The following is an 18,722-nucleotide window of genomic DNA, read 5'->3' as shown; positions in this document are numbered from 1 at the left end:
AGATGAGCTTTCCGAAGAATTTTCTCTGGGGTGCGGCCAGTGCTGCTTACCAGATCGAGGGTGCCTACAATGAGGACGGCAAGGTTCCCGGTATCTGGGATGCTTTGAGCGAGGGGCACGTCAAGCACGGCGAGAACGGTACTATCGCCTGTGATCACTACCACCGCTACAAGGAGGATGTAGCGCTGCTGAAAAAGCTGGGCGTCAAGGCGTATCGCTTTTCCGTCAGCTGGCCGCGCGTGATGTCCGGTCCCGACACGGTCAACCCCAAGGGTCTTACCTTTTACAGCGACTTGGTGGACGAACTGAAAGCAGCGGGCATTGAGCCGATGGTGACGATTTTCCACTGGAATCTGCCCATGTGGGCGCACGAAAAAGGCGGCTGGTACAATGCGGAAATCAGTGATGATTTCGCCAACTACGCCCGTGTAGTGGCGGATGCCTTGTCCGACCGGGTGCGGTTCTGGTTCACCGTCAATGAGCCGACGACCTTCATCGGCAACGGCTACTTTACGGGGGCGCACGCGCCGTTTGAAAGCCTGATGCAGGAGCAACCCGCCGTGATGATGAACAAGCTGGCGGTGCTGACAAAAAATGTGCTGCTGGCCCACGGCAAGGCGGTTCGCGTGCTGCGCAGCCGCGCCAAGCTGGCCCCGAGAATCGGTATGGCGCTGAACGGCAGTGTCTACCTGCCGGAGAACGAATCGCCGGATGACATAGAAAAAGCCCGCACCCAGATGTTCCCGGAGCAGGCATTCTTCTCGCATTTCAACTGGTGGGCAGACCCGGCCGTTCTCGGCTGTGTCCCGGCGGGTCTGCAGCCATTCTTCACGGCGGAGGAACTGAAGGTCATCTGCCAGCCGCTGGACTTCTTCGGCTTTAACTGCTACAATGCCTCCAACTATGATGAGTACATGGGTCCCAACCCCGCCGTTGTGCCGGGTATGCCCCGCACGGCAATGGACTGGCCCATTACGCCGGATGCTCTGTACTGGGCGGCACGTTTCTTGACGGAGCGCTACCATCTGCCCATTATCGTCACGGAAAACGGTATGGCAAACATAGACTTCGTCATGAGCGATGGCGCAGTGCATGACCCCCAGCGCATCGACTTTGTCAAGCGCTATTTGGCAGGTTTACAGCGTGCCGTGGACGAGAACATCCCGGTGACCGGGTATCTCTACTGGTCCATCATGGACAACTTTGAGTGGGCGGAGGGCTACGATAAGCGCTTTGGTCTTGTGTATGTGGACTATCAGACCCAACAGCGCATCCCGAAAGATTCGTTCTACTGGTATGCGGATGTAATCAAAAACAACAGAATATCATGATTCGGTATGGTGTTGCCTGCGATATTGCATCGGGGTAACACCATATTCTTTTTTGAATACGTTCTGAAAATAGCTCTGGCTCGAAAAGCAGAGGTAGCTGCTGATTTCGGTCAACGTCATATCGGTATAATACAAAAGGCTTTTGGCTTCTTCCAGCCGACATTCCGCAATATAATTGCCCAATGTCTGACCGGTTTCTTTCTTAAAGAGATTCCCGGTGTAGGACACACTGCGCCCGATAGAGGCAGCTACATCGTCAAGGCGCAAAGGGGTATTCACATGATTGCGGATGTAGGACATACAGGTGTATACCTCGCGGCTGATACCCGCAGGCAGGCGCAGTTCTCCGAGGCGGCGGCAGAAATCCAAGGCAGCGTTTAATTGTAAACGATCAATTTCCGGCACCGTCGCGGCGCGCTCACAGTCCAGCACATAGCTGTCTATCAGCTGGTAGGTTAGTTCGACGTCCATTCCGGCAGGGATGGCGGACATCATACCGATTTTAGTGATGCAACCGATGAAAATGTTTTTTGCCTGCCGCAGCGGGGTATCAGCCATTGTGCCGTGGCCCACCCGGGCTGAACTATCCTGCATCAGAAAAGCCATTAACCTCTCCGGGTCGCCCTGCCGAATCAAATCGTAAAACATCAACTCCCACTGGTAGCTGTTGTGGAATTTCTCATTTTCCTTGCGCTCCAGCAGGTTCTCGACGGTATCGCGGCCAACAGTAAAGCTGTCGCGGTCGTTCGTCAAATCAAAGTAGACGGACGGGTCAAGGATTTCACCGTCCATGCAGTAGTAGAGATACGCGGCCTTGTCGAAAAATTCCAGCAGACTCAGATTTGGTGCGGCCTCCAGAATTGTATCGGCTGCGTGGCGCTGCGCAGCCGGGATTTGATTTTCTGCCATAAAGGCATCCACAAGGCTTTCATTGAGCCTTGCGTTATAGACAGGGCCGATAACGATCCGCCAGCCGCCCTTGATCCGGATGGAAGCATAGCCTGCATGGCTGGGGGTGGTGCAGATGTCCAGCGTCCGTGCAGGGTCACGGCCAGCAAACAGTGCAGCTGTGTTGCGCTGCGGCTCCTCCGGGTACTGCAGGTGACAGGTATCTCGTTTGTCGTATAGGGAAAATGCGATCCCCTCGGCCCGGAAAAACAACATACAGAGATTGGTGATGCGGATATAGCGTGCGGTATCCACGGAGCAGACCTCCCCACAGATTGATAATCTTATTTTACAATATCCAGTCAAATAATGCAATATGCATGGAGAGGCAGATGCTATACTAAATTCAGAAACAAGGGATGAGTTCCCTAAAAAACAGGAGGAAGACAATATGGCATTCGGTAAAAAAGAGCGCCCCACTGTGGATAAGGACGGCGCAGCGCTCGTAATGCGCAAACGCGACTATCTCGCGGACTTCTCCGGCCAGTTGGGTCTGGGCCTTATGGCAAACCTTGTAGGTCAGCTGCAATACTTCTACACCGATAAAGTCGGGCTTGCAGTCGGCTCCGTGGGTGTGGTCATGGTCATCGCCAAGGTCGTGGATGCGCTGACGGACATCTGGTTCGGCAATATCATCGATCACTCCAAGGGCGGCAATATGAAGTATTACAAGTGGATGCTTCGTATGGCGGTCCCGGCCGCGGTTATCACGGTAATGATGTTCACGGTTCCCATCAAAGCCGGTCAGATTCCGGCTGTCGCTTACGCACTGGTGACAAACCTGCTGGTTACGGCGGTCATCTACACAATGATTGCCACACCCTTTGCGGCAACCATGATCGTGCGCACCAGGAGCCAGCAGGAGCGCGGCAACATGGGCATTCTGCGTGCGGTCGGCAACTATGCTTCCGGCATGGTCATTTCCATCGCAACGATTCCCATCACGAATATGCTGGGCGGCACACAGGCGGCGTGGATCAAGTACGGCGCGGTCATTGCACTGATCGTTCTGCTGAGCTTGCTCATCTGCTACGCCAACGGCAGCAAGGCTATGCGTAAAGCGGTCGAGGATGACACCGCAGCAGCAGAGCCGGAGGAAGAACCCGTTAATTTTCTTACGGCAGTCAAGTGCCTGTTCGGCAACAAATACTGGGTCATCGTGCTGCTGTTCAACTTGATTACAGCGGTTTCCTCGGCCATCGCCGCGTCGTCCGGCGCCTACTACTGCAAGTGGATTTTCGGCAATGATAATCTGGTAGCCATTGCCGGTTCGGCCGGTCTGCTCTCCACGCTTTTAGGCTTTGTACTGTCCAACCCCATCATCAAAAAGCTGGGCGTAAAGGGAACCATCAATCTGGGTCTGCTGGGGTACGCAGCTTCCTGCGCAGTGCGCTGCTTTGTGCCGACCAATCTTGCAGCGTACATCGGCTCCGATCTGGTAGGAAGCTTTTTACAGATCCCTTTGATGTGCCTGTACGGCGTTCTGTTGGCAATGGCGGTCGATTACAATGAGTACAAATATGATAAAAAGCTGGTGGCCGTCTCTTCCGGTGCGATTGGCTTCGGCAACAAGGTCGGCGGCGGTCTGGGTGCGTTGGTTCTGGCACTGTTCCTGATGATTGGCTCCTACGATTCCACCCTAAGCGCGGCCACCACCTCGATGCGCTATGCTATCTACGCATTTTCCAACTATCTGCCCATCGTACTGAATGTGGGCATGTTCTTGATTTTCCGCGGCTTCGATCTGGAGGAAAAGCTTCCCGCCATGCGTGCGGAAGTTGCCAAGCGGCATACACAAAAACCGGAGGAATAAGACCATGAAATTCACGATTCCCGCAAATGCACCTGCAAAGCCGTTCCATAAGCACTGGCAGTTCTGCGTTGGCAGCGGTCATGCAGCCATGGCAATGCGCACCGATTACTGTGAGCAGCTCAAGCAGATCCATGACGAACTGGGTATTGAACGGGTGCGTTTCCACGGTATTTTCAGCGATGATATGCATACCTATGACACCATGTCCACGGTCATGCCGATGCCCGGCTCCGAGCAGGTGCCGTTCTATGAGAATAGCTTCCGCCTGCCGGGACTGGTCTATGACAATGTGCTGAAAGCCGGCATGAAGCCCTTTGTGGAGTTGAGCTTCATGCCCAGCCCGATGGCCAAGCGCCCGACACGCGGCACCTTTTACTGGAAACCATGCATTGCCCCGCCGAAGGATGAGGCACAGTGGCAGGCGTATATTCAGAAATTTGTCCGTTTTCTGCTGAACCGCTACGGCAAAGAGGAAGTGGAAACATGGTTCTTTGAGGTCTGGAACGAGCCGGACTTGAAAACTCCGTTCTTTGACGGCACGCAAGAGGACTATTTCCGTCTGTATGAAATCACCGCCAAGGCTGTCAAAGCAGTGGATGATAAACTGAAGGTCGGCGGTCCCGCCACCAGCAACAGCAAGTGGGTCGCGGCGTTCGTGGACTACTGCAAGGCCCATGATGCGCCGGTGGACTTCATCACGACCCATCAGTATGCAGGAGATCCCATCAGCGAGGTGTGTGACCAGAAAGACGCGGATCACATGAAGGATACTGCGGAGATTCAAGCGGAATACAAGGTCGATTTTGCCCAGCTGTTTGCCGGTTTAAAGCCGGAGGATGGCTTGCTGCCCATGTTCCGCCGCACGATGCTCGACAACACCGAGACGGATGACCTGAATCGTGATCTGCTGCGCGATGCCGCCGAGCAGGTACAGAAGCAGGCTGACGGTCTGCCGGTATACTATACCGAATGGAACGGCTGCGCAACCTTTGGCGCGCCCGGTAACGATACCCGTAAGGTAGCCGCCTACGATGTGCGCGCGGCTCTCAGTGCTGAGGATTTCATCGACGGATCCAGCATCTGGTGCTTCAGCGATATTTTTGAGGAAATTCACCCCTTCCCGGAGGAATTTCACGGCGGGTATGGTCTTGTGACCCAGCACGGTATTCCAAAGCCGCTTTTCCACGCGCTGCGCCTGCTGGGGCAGGCCGGGGATAAACGGCTGGAGCTGCCCGGCGCACTGGACGGCGAGGTGAGTGTGGCAGCGTTCCGCGATGCTGCCGACACACAGCTTACCGTGCTGGCTACCAAACAGAACCTGCACCACTTTGCAGGGCAAAGCACCCCGGCCACCCCGGTGGAGATCGAGGTCGAACTGGACGCAAAGCCGCAGAGCGTGCAGCTTTGCCGCATCGACGAGGAACACGGCAACCCGCTGAAGTGCTGGCAGGCAATGGGTGAGCCGGAGGACATGACCCCGGCGCAGGTACAGCAGGTCATTGATGAAAGTGCAGTGGACTACGCCCCGGCTCCGTATGAATATGCGGATGGCAAACTCACCGTAAAGACAGAGCTTGTCACCAACGACTTGGCTTTTATCCGCATCGTAAAATAAAACTGCGGGGTGCATCCGATCGATGCACCCCGTTTTGCGTAAAAGGGAGTTATTATGATATTGGATTTTAACGCCGATTGGCGCTTTTACAAGGCAGATGGAAGCTGCCGCACCGTGCATCTGCCCCATGATGCCATGCTGGAGGAACCCCGGCAGGAAAACTGCCAAAACGGCAAGGACTGCGGCTATTTTCCGGGCGGGAAATATGCCTATGAAAAGACGTTCTCTCTGCCGGGGGAGCACCTGAATGAGGCACTGACATTTTTGTTTGAGGGCGTGTATCAGAATGCAGTCGTTTATCTGAACGGCGAAAAAATTGCCGAACACCGTTACGGCTATACGGAATTTACCGCCGATGCCACCGGAAAAGTGCGTGCCGGGGAAAACACCCTGCGCGTCACGGTGGATAACAGTCTGGAACCCAACTGCCGCTGGTACACGGGCAGCGGCATCTACCGCCCTGTGCATCTGATGGTAAAGCCGAAAGACGGCGTGCGCCCGGTAAAGATCCGCACGGTGTCGATTGCTCCCGCCGTAGTTGAGGTGCAGACCGAAACCGAACACGCGGCGGTAGAAATTTGGGATGGCGCGCAGTGCGTGGCAAAAGGAGCGCCGGGGGTCATCGAGATCCCGCAGGCTAAGCTGTGGGATGCCGAACACCCGAACCTGTACACCTGCGTGGTCAAGACCGAAAACGACGAGGAATCCGTCCCGTTCGGCATCCGCACACTGACATGGAGCGCAAAAACCGGTCTGTGCGTCAACGGCAAGGCGGTCAAGCTGCGCGGTGGGTGCATCCACCACGACAATGGCATTTTGGGCGCCTGCGGCTTTGCCGATGCCGAGGAACGCCGCATCCGCATTATGAAAAAGGCGGGTTATAACGCCGTGCGCTGCGCCCATAACCCGGCAAGCCGCGCCCTGCTGGATGCCTGTGACCGCCTTGGTATGTATGTCATGGATGAGGCCTTTGACGGCTGGTACACACCCAAGACCTACCATGACTATTCCCGCATTTTTGCCGAAAACTGGCAGGATGATTTGACCACTATGATTGCCAAGGATTACAGCCATCCCAGCGTGATTCTGTATTCCATCGGCAACGAGGTGTCGGAAACGGCCTTTCCGCAGGGCGTGGAAACGGCTGACAAGCTGACCCGATTCGTACACGCGCTGGATGATACCCGCCCCGTGACAGCGGGCATCAATGTGCTGCTGAACGTCTACGCACAAAAAGGCATTGGCGTGTATAAAGAAAGCGGCCCCTACAAGCCGGAGCCGCTGCCGCCCAAGCAGCCGGAGGAGAAAAAGAAAGAGTCGGGTTCTGCGTTCTTTAATATGGTCACGCAGAATCTCGGTCCGCTGATGTTCTACATGAGCAAGGGCAAAAAAGGCGACGCTGCCTGCCGCGATGTGGCGGAAAAGCTGGATGTTCTCGGCTTGAATTATGCGGCTTCCCGCTATGAGGACGACTGCAAAAACTATCCGAATCGCCTGATGGTGGGCAGCGAGACGATTATTGGCGAGCTGCCGTACAACTGGGCGCAGGTGCAAAAGCATACAGCGCTGATTGGCGATTTTGCATGGGCGGCCATTGATTATCTGGGCGAAGCGGGCATCGGTCAGATGATCCCGCAGGATACGCCGGGTCTGCCGATTGCGGCGGGCAGCGGTGCGATTGATTTAACGGGAAACATTACAGCGGAAAGTTATTTCCAGCAGGCGGTGTGGAGCCTGCGCAAAGCACCTTACTTGGGTGTGCGCCCGGTCAACTGGAACGGCAGAAAAATGACGGGCAGCGCGTGGCGTATGACGAACGCCGTGGAAAGCTGGACATGGCCCGGATGTGAGGGGCAGAAAGCCACGGTGGAAGTGTACAGCGATGCAGAATTTGTGGCGCTGTACTGCAATGATAAGCTGATTGGCAAAAAGCGCACAAAGAAATTCCGCGCGATTTTCAAGCTGCCCTACCGACCCGGCACACTGAAAGCCGTGGCACTGGATAAAAGCGGAATCGCCCTTGGAGAAACCACACTGCAAACAGCGGGACAGAAAACCCGGCTGCACCTCGCCCCGGAGAAAACGACCTTGCGCGCAGACGGTCAGTCACTCTGTTTTATCCCCATCACGCTGACCGATACGGCAGGCATCTGGAAACCGTGCGTCAACGCAAAGGTTCATCTGGAAATCGAAGGTCCGGCTGCCTTACAGGCCCTCGGCAGTGCTGCAACACAGACGGATGAAACCTACCTCGGCAGCAGCCACACCACGTGGCTCGGACGCGCTTTGGCTGTCATTCGTGCCGGAACCGAGCCGGGCAAGGTGCGCGTCACGGTCACGGCAGAAGGGTACGAGCCGCAATATGTGGATTTGACGGTGGAGTAAAAAAGGTGGGCTTTCATGCTGAAATTGTACGATTTAACAACAGAATACAAACGCGAACCGCTGGGCTGGACGGGCGATGTGACGGCGTTCTGCCCCACGGCGGCGTTCAATGAGAACATTATGCCGTTTATGACCAAGTGGCTTCGTGACTTGGCCAGTGAACTGGGTCCCGATGTCAGTATGCCGCAGGTCGTGCCGAACATTCTGGGCAACCAGCAGGACGGCGCGGCGTTCTGGGGCGATGTGGTGACCGTGCTGCCGTGGACACTCTACCGCGCCTACGGCGACAAGCGCATTCTGCAGCACAGCTACGACAGCATGAAGCACTGGGTCGAGTTTATCGAGAGCCAGTGCGGCGAAAACGGGCTGTGGCAGACGGGCTTCCAGTACGGCGACTGGCTGGGGCTGGACGCCGAGGCGAATGCCTTGGGTGATGAGCGCAAGGGCGCGACGGATGACTACTTTACCGCCAATGTCTGCTTTACGTGGAGTTTGCAGATCCTTGCGGATACCGACGCCGTTTTGCAGTACACCGAGGACGCGCGCCGCTGGAGCCGCCGCCGTGAGGAGCTTGTGCGGGCGTTCCGCGCCGAGTATGTGACCCCCACCGGGCGTCTTGTCAGCGAAACGCAAACCGCCCTGATCCTGGCGCTGCACTTTGACATGGTGCCGGACGAGTTCCGCCCGCGCCTTTTGGACGCGCTGGAAAAGAACATCGGTGCGCATAAAACGCATCTGCTGACCGGGTTTATCGGCACGCCGTTTGCCTGCCTGACCCTGTCCGAAAACGGCAGGCACGACCTTGCCGGCAGGCTGCTTTTGCAGGAGGACGATCCCAGTTGGCTGTATGAGGTCAAGATGGGTGCCACCACCATCTGGGAGCGCTGGAATTCCATCCGCCCGGACGGCAGCTTCAACCCCGCCAACACCACCGCCGAGCTGACCCTGCCCGAGCAGACCGAGACGCTGACCTTGGGCAGCGGCAGCTACCACTACGAGTACGCCACCGAAACCAGCTTGAAAATAGACCGCTATTCGTTGGAAACCCCGCTGCGCGTCATCATGGAGCATCCGGTGGCGCAGGCGATTTTCCGGCAGTACGCGCCGGAATTTCTGGAAAATCCGATGTTGGAGTATGTGAAAGACGAGCCTATTACAGCCCTGCTTGCCTACGGAGAATCCCTGCGCCCGCTGTTTGAGCAGGTGCTGACCGCCATGAACCAAGCTGATAAGCGGTGAGTCTGTATAAATTATACTACGCCCAACATGAAAACTGCAATCGTAAGTTGTACTCTCCGGTGTTAAGTTGTACGCATCACTGCAAGATTACAGTGGCAAAAATTCGTTTTTTTGTAGTTTTACGGATGGGATACGATAGTATCTTAGTATTTCATTTATTTAGTATTTATTTGTGTTGGATTTGCCTGTACAGGGAAATCCCGTTCAGGTAAATGCCTTTGTGGTAAAATAAAAAATCCCCGGAAAGCGGGGATTTTGGTGCGGTATTTGGCGGGACGGTACACCGCGCCGATAGGCTGCAAACTCCCGCAAACCGGGGCGTTTCTCGCGGTGACAGGGGCGGTGTGCGGGGGTGCAGTGGTGTAGGGCTGCGTACAATTTCTTACTAGAAAGTAAAATTTCATTACGGATTCGTTGGGCTTTTCACTTGCGTGAACCCAGTGATATTGGTATCCACATTTCTCAATGAGACCAATGCTGCGCATTTATTTGAGCGGTGCAAGTCAGAATCCGTCTCACGAATTTGCCCCCAAAACTGCCCCCAAAAGGGTTTGGAACGGGTCAGCACGATGCAGCACTCTTTTGTACACATGGGACAAAATCCGTTCTGAGCCTTGGTACGCAATACCACCAAACCCAACAAAACAGCACTGTAATGCACAAATCTTAGATTTCTCATAACCCGGAGGTCGCAGGTTCAAGTCCTGTCTCCGCAACCAACAAAAGCTCGTTGAAACGATAAGTTTCAACGAGCTTTTTTCTACCTTATGGCAAAAGTGGTAACGATCTGGTAACTTTGACCCCAAAATGACCCCAAAACGGAAAAACGACTGCGCCCGGACGGTTGAGATTTTCAACCGTCCGGGCGCTTTTTGTGGATAAATTTTGCGGAGTTGGCAGGTAAAAATAGGAGCTGTCAGCGTTCCAGTGTGTGTGAACGCTTTGCTCGTTCTCGCTGCTGCTCTAGCCGGTTTTCCATGATTTTTACGGATGCCATGATTTTGTGCCAGTCGTGTTCGAGGACATAATCGTTGTCCTTGCAGAACTTGTTCCAAATTTTCTGTATTTCGCCATTGGATTCTACGGATTCAAGGATGGCTGCAAATTGCGGGATAAATCCAGTCGTGCGGCGTGTGTTGCTGGTTGCGAGGAATGCACGATACAAGGTCGCGTCGTTGATTGCAATGCCGGGTTTCCCAGTTAGCATATAAATGTCGTAAAAATCGCGCATCCGTGTATTGCTTGTGCCACGGTACATGATGGTTTCCAGTTTCTCGGCAAGCAGCGTTTCGAGATTGTAGCTCATAATCTGCAAACTGCGGTTCTCAAACATAAGCGGATACCGATATTCAATGGCTTGCGGAGTGATGGCATCGCCGGTAGATATGTCGATTTTTACTTTCTGCCGCAGACCGTCAAGCGTACCAATCAGCGTGAAACGCAAGCCGGGATAGTCATGTTCTTCCATAATGCTTTCTGCATTGGTAATGCTGAAAACCACGCCGTCCTGCAGGTCGATATTGACGATTTCTTGAATCGTCCGTGTAGCGTCCTCCAATGTCAGCGGCAGGGCGACTACGGTGGCATCAATATCCATTGTGGCACGTTGGTGGATGCCGACCATTGAAGAAACCAGCATCCCGCCTTTCAGTACAAAATGGCTGTTGTACTGGGATGCGGCGAGACGCTCTAAAAAGCGTTCCATCATGTAGGTGCGCAGCAGAGTCTGCGATTTCAAGCTGTCGCCGTGCGCCAGATTTTTGATTTTATCCTTCAGCTGTCGTGAGGTCTTGATCATAATAAAAACACCTCCAAGTATCGTCTTACATCATCCTCAACTTTCAGTGCGCGGCTGCACTGAATGAGATGAGGCAGGTTTTTGTGACCGTGCAGCATATACTCGCGGATGGCAGTTTGGTAGGTTTGCACATCCATAGCACCCCGCTGGCGAATGACATCGCAGAGTGTGCGCTCACGGTCATAAGTGGGAACGGTATTGCCAAAAGTGGTAGAGGCAGAGGTCAGCCCCAGTGTGAAAATCTCCGGGGAAACTGTATGCACAATCACGCCCTGCTTGCGCAGATGTGTGGCGTTGTAACCCTGTTTGACCGTAACATAGATGTGGTGCGGCTCGCGCTCCATCATACCGTGGAGCGCCAACGCCGACTGGTGGGAAAAAATGATATTGCTGTTGCGCAGGTGGAGAACATACATATCATCCGGCCATGCATCGCGTGATTGGTATACGCCATGCGCGACACGCTCCAGTTCTCGGCTGCGGGCGTATTCGGCAAAATAGGGCTTTGAGATGCCCTGCGCTGTAACCGCGCGGGTCGTGATGTAGCCGTTCCCCTGTTCCAGCATGGAATCAAGTTGTTCAAATTTTGTCATGTGGCTCACCTAACTTTCGCGCTTTAATTATAACAGATAAGAGCGTAAAAGTAAATACAAGATGGTACGCCTACTGAAAATTTCAACAGACGCACCATGTGGTGTTAAAAACTATTCAGTGGCATTACCCTGCTTTGACGAGTACCAGCACGCTGTTGGTTGGCACTACGATTTGGTCTTGTTTGGTGGGAATGGGTGGGTTCTTATATTGGCGTAGGGCTTTTTGGATTTGCTGCTTGACTTCGAGCAGGGCGGCGTCTAGTGTTGGCGCTTGTGTGGTGACTTTGGGGAAGTCAGGAACATGGGCGGTGCAGCCGTCCGGGGATAAGGTGCAGAGTACAGGGTAGGGCTGGTTCTCCACAGAGATGCTGTACTGCATCCCGAACATATCGTTCATCTTGTCCATTTCGCGCCGTTTGTGTTCGTCCATGCTGTGAACGTAGGTGTCCATTGTGAACGCTACCGAGTAGTGACCGAGGATGGCTGACAGGGTCTTGTAGTCCATGCCGCGCTCTAATGCGCGGGTGGCGAAGGTGTGGCGCAGGGCGTGGAAGGTAAAGTGCCCGATGTCGGCATCTTTCAACAGGCGGTCATAGTAATCCTTGAAAGTTTTCTGCTCAAAGTAGTGTCCAAACTCGTTGGTGACAATGAAGCCATCGTCGGTGTACTTATCCCCTGTCCGAATCTTGTCTTGCTCCTGCTGTTTCTTCCAGCGAGTGAGTTCGTCAACCATTGTGCGGGTCAGCGGAATCGTGCGGCGAGAGTTTTTCGTTTTGGGTGTACCGAATACGATTTCGGTTTTGTTTTCGCCGTCGTGGGCTTCGTACTTGGCAAGGCGGTTGATGGTACGCCTGACGTGAAGCTGGGCGGTGGAAAAGTCGATGTCCTCCCACTTCAGCGTCAGCAACTCCCCCATGCGTAACCCTGTACACAGGTCTAAGCGGATAAACACGCCATAGCGGTGGCGGTACGAGAAACACAAAATCAGAATGACGCAGATGACGCTAATGACGCTGAATCTGGGATATGGTATAGGGATATCTCCAAAACAGCGTCACGAGCGTCATTAGCGTCACTATCATCACGCAAGAACAGCGCGGGGGTCTGGGTGACGCCCCGGAAATGCGTTTGTGGATATCCAAACGCTATGCTAGCAAAACATGTTCCCGCTCAAAGCGGGGGGTAATCAAAGCGGATACGCATACAAATTCGTATATGCTCCAGAGTGAATCAGTTTAGATTCATCCCAAAATCTTGACTCGAAAAAGTGAATCAGTTTTGATTCACTCGGCGGAAAAATCCACAATTCTCGGTATATGCACCATACAATCCCGACGTGTGTAATTGATGCGGAAATCAGGTATCCAAAGTCGACAACTGCTTGTGCCTAAAAATACAAAGGACGCTGTGTTTCACTCTGCATCACTTTTGCAGAGCACATATCAGCTTGTGCGCAATGCTTTGGGTCGCAATCGCCCATGTATCAACTCCGTCTATCAGGTCAAACAGCATGGAGGTTGTACCTAGTGTGATGCGTTTGCGCTTAGCATTGGGAAAGTATCGTTTATGCCACAGCGTAGCAAAACGCGTCTACCCAAAACAGTGGCTATCATGGCGCGCATACAAATTCATACATTCCTCGGGCGTGAATCACTGTGGATTCACGTCTGTCGAAAAAGTCCAAATTTCAGACATAGGTTTTTTGCATTGAGTTGGGGATGGGGCGCGTGCTACAATCAAAGCTAGAAAGCTGTGCCCTTTTCCGGGCAAGATTGTAGGAGGAACTGTCAATGAAACTTCGACTTGGCATCATCGGCGCGGGCAACATTGCCTCCGCCCACATCCAAAATGTCCTGGACGGAAAATGCCCGAATATCGAGATTGTGGCCGTGGCCGACCGCAAGGAGAGCCGCCGCCAGTGGGCTGCCGAAAAACTGCCCGATGCCCGCATTTTCACCGAGGGCAGCGACCTTATTGCCGCCAAATGCTGCGATGCGGTTCTCATCGCCGTGCCGCACTACCAGCATCCCACGCTGGCCATCGAGGCGTTCCGCGCCGGGCAGCACGTCATGTGCGAGAAGCCCGCGGGCGTCTACACCTTACAGGTGCGGGAGATGATCGCCGAGGCCGACAAGCACCCCGAGCTGACCTTCGGCATGATGTTCAACCAGCGCACCAACTGCGTCTACCGCAAGATGAAGGAGATGCTGGACGCGGGCGAACTGGGTGAGCTCAAGCGTGTGAACTGGATCGTCACCGACTGGTATCGCACCCAGTTTTATTATGACTCCGGCGCATGGCGTGCGACCTGGGCCGGTGAGGGCGGCGGTGTGCTGCTGAACCAGTGCCCCCACCAGCTGGATACGCGCAAAGAATTTTTCACAAAAATTCTGGAAGTAGTTTCCGTCTTGGGAGGTGAACAGAGTGAACACGTATAAGCTGATTTTCCGAAATGTGTGCAAGAACATTCGTGACTATCTGATTTACTTTCTTACGCTGACCCTTTCGGTCAGTTTGTTCTATGCGTTCAATTCCATTTCTGACCAGCCGGCTTTTTCCAATATGGGCATGACCGGCACGCTCTTATATCGTCAGCTCGGCATTATGCTTTCTACGCTTTCCACTATGATTGCGGTTGTTCTGGCTTTCCTGATTCTTTATGCCAATCAGTTTTTATTGAAACGCCGCAAAAAAGAATTAGGCGTGTATATGATGCTCGGCATGAAAAAAGGGCGTATTTCCCGGTTGTTTGCAGGCGAAACGCTTTGTGTTGGCATCATTGCGCTGGGCACAGGATTGCTTTTGGGCTTTTTCTTTTCGCAAGGGTTTTCTCTGATTACATTGCGGCTTTTTGCAATCAATCTTGAAAAGTTTCGGATCGTGTTTTCAGCCGGAGCGCTTCGCCAGACCGTGTTGTGTTTCACAATCATCTTTTTTATCGTCATGCTTTTCAATATTCGGTCTGTCACCAATGTTAAATTGATCGACCTATTGACGGACGGCAGAAAAAACGAAAGTATGCAGACTGAAAACCGTATCTTGCCGGTTTGTCTGTTCCTGCTCTCGCTGCTTTGCATCGGAATTTCTGCCGCGCTGTTCAACAAAAACGGGATTCTGCCATCGCATGAAAATAATCTGTTCCAGTTGGCAGCGGCGGCATTGGTCGCGGGAACTTTTCTGCTGTTCTACTCGCTGTCAGCCGTTTTCATGCAAGTAGCAAGTGCAAGGAAATGCTTTTACCTGAAAGGTCTGAATACGTTCCTTGTCCGTCAGATTGGAAGCAAAATCCGAACCAATTATCTTGTGGTAACGGTTGTATGCGGATTGCTGACCATCACGATCTGCGCCGTGTCGATTGGCGCAAGCACAGCGCTTGCTATGAACAAAATGTCCCAATCTGCAACGCCCTATGATTTGAACGTGCTTTCCAATGTTTCGGTTGACGGGGACAGCGATATTGCTGCCTATCTCGCTGCACACGATATTACCATAAGCAACTACGCCAAAGCTACAGAGCAAATCAGTGTTTACGAGGCCGATATGACCTACTCTGAACTATTTGAAGGACAGAAAGTCAAATTTTGGCCGATTGATGAAAAAGTTCCTGACAGCAAGGTTTCCGTAATCTCCATTTCGGACTTGAATCGTGCCTTAGCCATGCAGAACAAAGCACCCATCACGCTGAACGATGGCCAATACCTGTTGAACTGCAACTACAATGGAACGTATCGGTATGTTGCTGCTGCATTGCAGAGCCACCCGGAAATCACGGTTGGCGGGGCGACTTTACAGCGTGCAGAAGATAAAGTTTTGCAGGAAACATACATTATGACGTCGGTTAGCAACAATGACCGCGGCACCTTGATCGTTCCCGATTCCGTCACCGCATCTCTTGAAAAAGATGTAAATGCGCTTTTGGTGCAATATAAACCCGATGCAGATTCCAATGAAGTTCTGCAAAAGATGATTCCGATTGGATTGGATAGTACACACGGCTATCGTTATGCCGAAAAGAACATGATGTATGAGACGTTCTACGGCCTCGATGCCTTGGTGAGCTTCCTTTGCTGCTATATCGGGTTGGTCTTTTTGCTGATTTGCGCCGCACTTCTGGCGTTAAAACAGCTTACCGAAACGACCGACAATGTGTATCGCTATGGCTTGCTGCAAAAGCTGGGTGCAGGCCGCAGGAAAATCGATCATACGCTTTTTGTGCAGACAGTCGTCTTCTTTGCCATTCCGCTAGTCGTCGCTGGCGTGTATTCTGCTTTCCTGATTGGCAAAGCAATGGCTGTGGTGGAAGAATTTATGAACATCCATATCGCAACCAATATCGGACTGACAATCGTTCTTTTTCTGCTTGTCTACGGAAGTTATTTCCTTGCAACGTATCTTTCCTGTAAACGTATTGTCACAGAACAGCGAGAATTGGAGGTCTAAACTATGTTGCCCGAAAATGTAAACTGGAATGCCGTATTGCAAAGCATCACCGACACATGGCTCCCTTTAGAAGATCATAGGTTTCGAAACTTGGTGAGTTGTGTAGTGCCCACATTTACAAGCCGCCAATAAGACCAATACCGGCAGGACACAATGCTTACGATGTCCTGCCGGTATTATTTCTGATATGGTAGTAGAATTTAATCGTCAACTTCCCAATGCCCGCTGAAGCCGCGACCGATGTAGCGGACATTTCCCATCGCCTTGATATGGCGGCGGATGGTTTTGTAGCTGACACCCAGTGCCATGCCGAGTTTTTCGGTGCTGATTTTATTGTCTTTTTTGATTAAAGCCAGGATTTTGGCATCCAAATCATCTTGGGGGACACCTTGGGGGACACGTTGAGGGACATCTTGAGGGACACCATAATTCAGGTTCGGCATAACGACCGTAAACTGGTAGCGGTCAGAACGGAATGTGGGACGCTTATCCTCGGTGTAGTTGATTTGCGCTTTGTAGCCGTTCAGAATTTTCCCAAAGCCGCTGCCCTTGCGCTCCATGTAGCCAAGGCGGTTGAACACATCGGCTAACACCGGGTTGCGCCGGGTGGACGGCACGGTCAGCGGGTCGCGGTCTTGGATCATCGAGCCGTCCGGCATCCCGCCCGGTGAGTAGATCTCCAGACGGTCATCGTAAATGTCAATGTGGACCTCGCTGCCGTAGACGAGATAATCGCGGTGCGCCAGCGCGTTGACAAGCGCCTCGTGGTAGCTGCGCTCGACGTATTCGGGCAGTTCCTCCCGCGAGTTGGGTGTCTTGCGCCACATCATGCGGGCATTGCGCTTGATGAACGCTTCGCCGTTCTCAATCAACGAAAGCACACTGCCGGAATATTCTGCATCGTCCAGCGCGTCCATCGTGCCGCCGCTTTTGTCCAGTCCATTCCAGCGTGTGCAGAACAATCGTGACCAGCGGATCGGGCTTTCGTCGGCAATCAGGGCGCCGGCATTTGTCAAAAAGCCGCCCTCGTCTGCCAGCCCGAAGGAAACAAGGTCTTTGTTGTCAAAGCTGTTTCCCGTCCACTTCTTATAGCGCTCCCGCAGCTTGGAAAAGGCGTAGTCCTCCACCCTGTAAAGCGTCATCTGAGAGTCGTAGGAGGTGTTTCTGCCGCGCAGAACAAGGCGTTTCAGCTCGGTGGCAGATGCCCTGACGCTCTCGTTTCCAATGCGTACAAACGCCTATAAGGTGCCGTCGCCGGAGTAATAGTAGGGCGTTTCCTCGCCTTTGAACACATCAAGGATCAGCAGCACCTTGCCGTCATCGGTCTTGTGAAAGCGCAGCCGAAACTCCGGGATAGGCTCCATGCGCGTCTTGAGGATCTCGCTGATTTTCTCAGCATCGCTGTCAGGTTCGGTCAGCCCAACGATCTGCCCGTCATCCGCCATGCCGAAAATCAACGCACCGCCCAGCGTGTTCGCAAAAGCGCTGACACTCTTACACCAGCTTTTGGGCTTTCGTACTTCAAGCGCCGCTTTCTTGTCATATTCGGTTGTTTCACCGATCAGGTTCTCGATATCCATCTGTTCCGACCACCTTTTGCGCGAAATATCGGTGCTTTCAGTATAATATAAAGTCGGGCGTTTTTCAAATGATCTTTTTAAGTTCATCTGCGTAAAACCCCAAGCAATTAGCAAAGATGACGAATAGCTTTGACCATCCGCTCTTGGTAGTTCGCTTTCAGAGCCATAAATTCACGGCGAAGCTGCTGTACATCATTTTCGTGCACAGAATGATTTTCATTGCAGCGTTTGGCAATTTGATTGATACTACCGGCAATACGCCCAATGTAGCCGTTCGTCTCTCATAGAACGCTAAAATCATAGCATTTGATTTCACCGTCAAGCAGCATTCTGTTTGCAAATGCAGAAAAACTTGAGATTTTTGCTTCGGACATTTTGCCTGCGATGGAGTGCCACTCTTCTTCACTGAAGTATACGATTTTTGCGATGGGGCAAATACGTTGTGTCATTGTTGACCTCCTTCTGATTAGGAATCTATCAGGCTGATACGGGTTTCAGGGTGTCCCTGAAGAGCATATGTGAATTTCATATGCAATGCTTGCTAACCGTCGCTTACGCTCCGATTACCCCCTGTGGGGCGCTCAAAAGAAAATCAACTCTGCACATACAATTTCTTCGGCCTGTGCATGGAATGCTTGCATTTGTGCAGTCCATTCAAGAGGTTTGTGAAGCTTCAAAGCTGTCGAGGCACCAGCTTGTTTAGCAAGTTGCTTCGTTAAAGTTTCTATCTGCTCGCAGGCAGCGACATTAATTTCGGAAAGGTGACATAGCAATATGCCGTCCAATTGAGAAAGAATTTCATTGAAAAGTGCTTGCCTTTTTTGCTTGGCTATGCTATATTGTAAATAGTTCTTATACCATACCAAGAACTATTATGGTTACTATGATAAGGTCATAGGACCGTAAAGCTCTGACGCCCTGCCGTTTGGCAGGGCGTCATCTTTTTTGTTTGTTTTTTGTCGGGTTCGTTAATTGCCTTT

General features: G+C 52.7%; 15 protein-coding genes. 7 read left to right on the top strand and 8 right to left on the bottom strand.

The genetic code is table 11. The features are described from left to right. The first annotated feature begins 2 nt into the window (after positions 1-2). Positions 3-1,331 carry a family 1 glycosylhydrolase gene (locus OGM67_11000; GenBank protein UYJ34105.1) on the top strand — a complete coding sequence of 443 codons (1,329 nt, stop codon included), beginning with the start codon at positions 3-5 and terminating at the stop codon, positions 1,329-1,331. On the opposite strand, the gene OGM67_10995 is transcribed toward OGM67_11000, so the two are convergent. Beyond that, complete coding sequence (locus OGM67_10995) at positions 1,326-2,534, bottom strand: AraC family transcriptional regulator (GenBank protein ID UYJ34104.1); 1,209 nt, start codon at positions 2,532-2,534, stop codon at positions 1,326-1,328. The two genes, OGM67_11000 and OGM67_10995, sit on opposite strands and share 6 nt — an antisense overlap. A 136-nt stretch (positions 2,535-2,670) precedes the next feature. Here OGM67_10995 and OGM67_10990 point away from each other — a divergent pair, with 136 nt between their 5' ends. From OGM67_10990 to OGM67_10975, 4 genes are read left to right on the top strand one after another with little or no spacing between them, the layout of a single operon-like run. Then, the gene (locus tag OGM67_10990; GenBank protein ID UYJ34103.1) at positions 2,671-4,092 is read left to right on the top strand and encodes an MFS transporter; all 1,422 of its coding nucleotides are present in this window, start codon (positions 2,671-2,673) and stop codon (positions 4,090-4,092) included. A gap of 4 nt (positions 4,093-4,096) precedes the next feature. After that, entirely contained in the window at positions 4,097-5,707 is a 1,611-nt protein-coding gene (locus OGM67_10985; GenBank protein ID UYJ34102.1) for a hypothetical protein, read from the top strand. Positions 5,708-5,761: 54 nt separating this feature from the next. Continuing rightward, positions 5,762-8,092, top strand: a complete 2,331-nt coding sequence (locus tag OGM67_10980; protein ID UYJ34101.1) for a DUF4982 domain-containing protein — start codon at positions 5,762-5,764, stop codon at positions 8,090-8,092. Between the two features lie 15 nt (positions 8,093-8,107). Further along, positions 8,108-9,331, top strand: coding sequence for a hypothetical protein (locus OGM67_10975; GenBank protein UYJ34100.1), 1,224 nt, complete (start codon positions 8,108-8,110; stop codon positions 9,329-9,331). A gap of 916 nt (positions 9,332-10,247) precedes the next feature. Here OGM67_10975 and OGM67_10970 read toward each other — a convergent pair. The 3 genes from OGM67_10970 to OGM67_10960 form a co-directional block, all read right to left on the bottom strand. Continuing rightward, positions 10,248-11,129 (bottom strand): nucleotidyl transferase AbiEii/AbiGii toxin family protein, encoded by an 882-nt coding sequence (locus OGM67_10970; protein UYJ34099.1) that lies wholly within the window; start codon positions 11,127-11,129, stop codon positions 10,248-10,250. Next, positions 11,126-11,722 carry a type IV toxin-antitoxin system AbiEi family antitoxin domain-containing protein gene (locus OGM67_10965; protein ID UYJ34098.1) on the bottom strand — a complete coding sequence of 199 codons (597 nt, stop codon included), beginning with the start codon at positions 11,720-11,722 and terminating at the stop codon, positions 11,126-11,128. Before OGM67_10965 ends, OGM67_10970 begins: the two co-directional genes overlap by 4 nt. A 124-nt stretch (positions 11,723-11,846) precedes the next feature. Further along, positions 11,847-12,638 carry a tyrosine-type recombinase/integrase gene (locus OGM67_10960; GenBank protein ID UYJ34097.1) on the bottom strand — a complete coding sequence of 264 codons (792 nt, stop codon included), beginning with the start codon at positions 12,636-12,638 and terminating at the stop codon, positions 11,847-11,849. 874 nt (positions 12,639-13,512) lie between these two features. Between OGM67_10960 and OGM67_10955 the strand changes: the two genes are divergently transcribed. Both OGM67_10955 and OGM67_10950 read left to right on the top strand, forming a co-directional pair. Next, positions 13,513-14,160, top strand: coding sequence for a Gfo/Idh/MocA family oxidoreductase (locus OGM67_10955; GenBank protein ID UYJ34096.1), 648 nt, complete (start codon positions 13,513-13,515; stop codon positions 14,158-14,160). Continuing rightward, positions 14,147-16,162, top strand: coding sequence for an ABC transporter permease (locus OGM67_10950; GenBank protein UYJ34095.1), 2,016 nt, complete (start codon positions 14,147-14,149; stop codon positions 16,160-16,162). Before OGM67_10955 ends, OGM67_10950 begins: the two co-directional genes overlap by 14 nt. A gap of 200 nt (positions 16,163-16,362) precedes the next feature. Here the strand turns inward: OGM67_10950 and OGM67_10945 are convergent, their stop codons facing one another. From OGM67_10945 to OGM67_10930, 4 genes are all read right to left on the bottom strand, one after another. Beyond that, positions 16,363-17,304 carry an AsnC family transcriptional regulator gene (locus OGM67_10945; protein UYJ34094.1) on the bottom strand — a complete coding sequence of 314 codons (942 nt, stop codon included), beginning with the start codon at positions 17,302-17,304 and terminating at the stop codon, positions 16,363-16,365. A gap of 96 nt (positions 17,305-17,400) precedes the next feature. Continuing rightward, positions 17,401-17,742 (bottom strand): ATP-binding protein, encoded by a 342-nt coding sequence (locus OGM67_10940; protein UYJ34093.1) that lies wholly within the window; start codon positions 17,740-17,742, stop codon positions 17,401-17,403. A gap of 281 nt (positions 17,743-18,023) precedes the next feature. Next, positions 18,024-18,191 carry a hypothetical protein gene (locus OGM67_10935; protein ID UYJ34092.1) on the bottom strand — a complete coding sequence of 56 codons (168 nt, stop codon included), beginning with the start codon at positions 18,189-18,191 and terminating at the stop codon, positions 18,024-18,026. Between the two features lie 132 nt (positions 18,192-18,323). Next, complete coding sequence (locus OGM67_10930) at positions 18,324-18,608, bottom strand: TnpV protein (GenBank protein UYJ34091.1); 285 nt, start codon at positions 18,606-18,608, stop codon at positions 18,324-18,326. Between the last annotated feature and the right edge of the window lie 114 nt (positions 18,609-18,722).

Source organism: Oscillospiraceae bacterium, from assembly GCA_025757985.1.
Lineage (GTDB): Bacteria > Bacillota > Clostridia > Oscillospirales > Ruminococcaceae > Gemmiger.
Note: the sequence above shows the minus strand (reverse complement) of the source record. Positions and strands in the feature narration are given on the sequence as shown.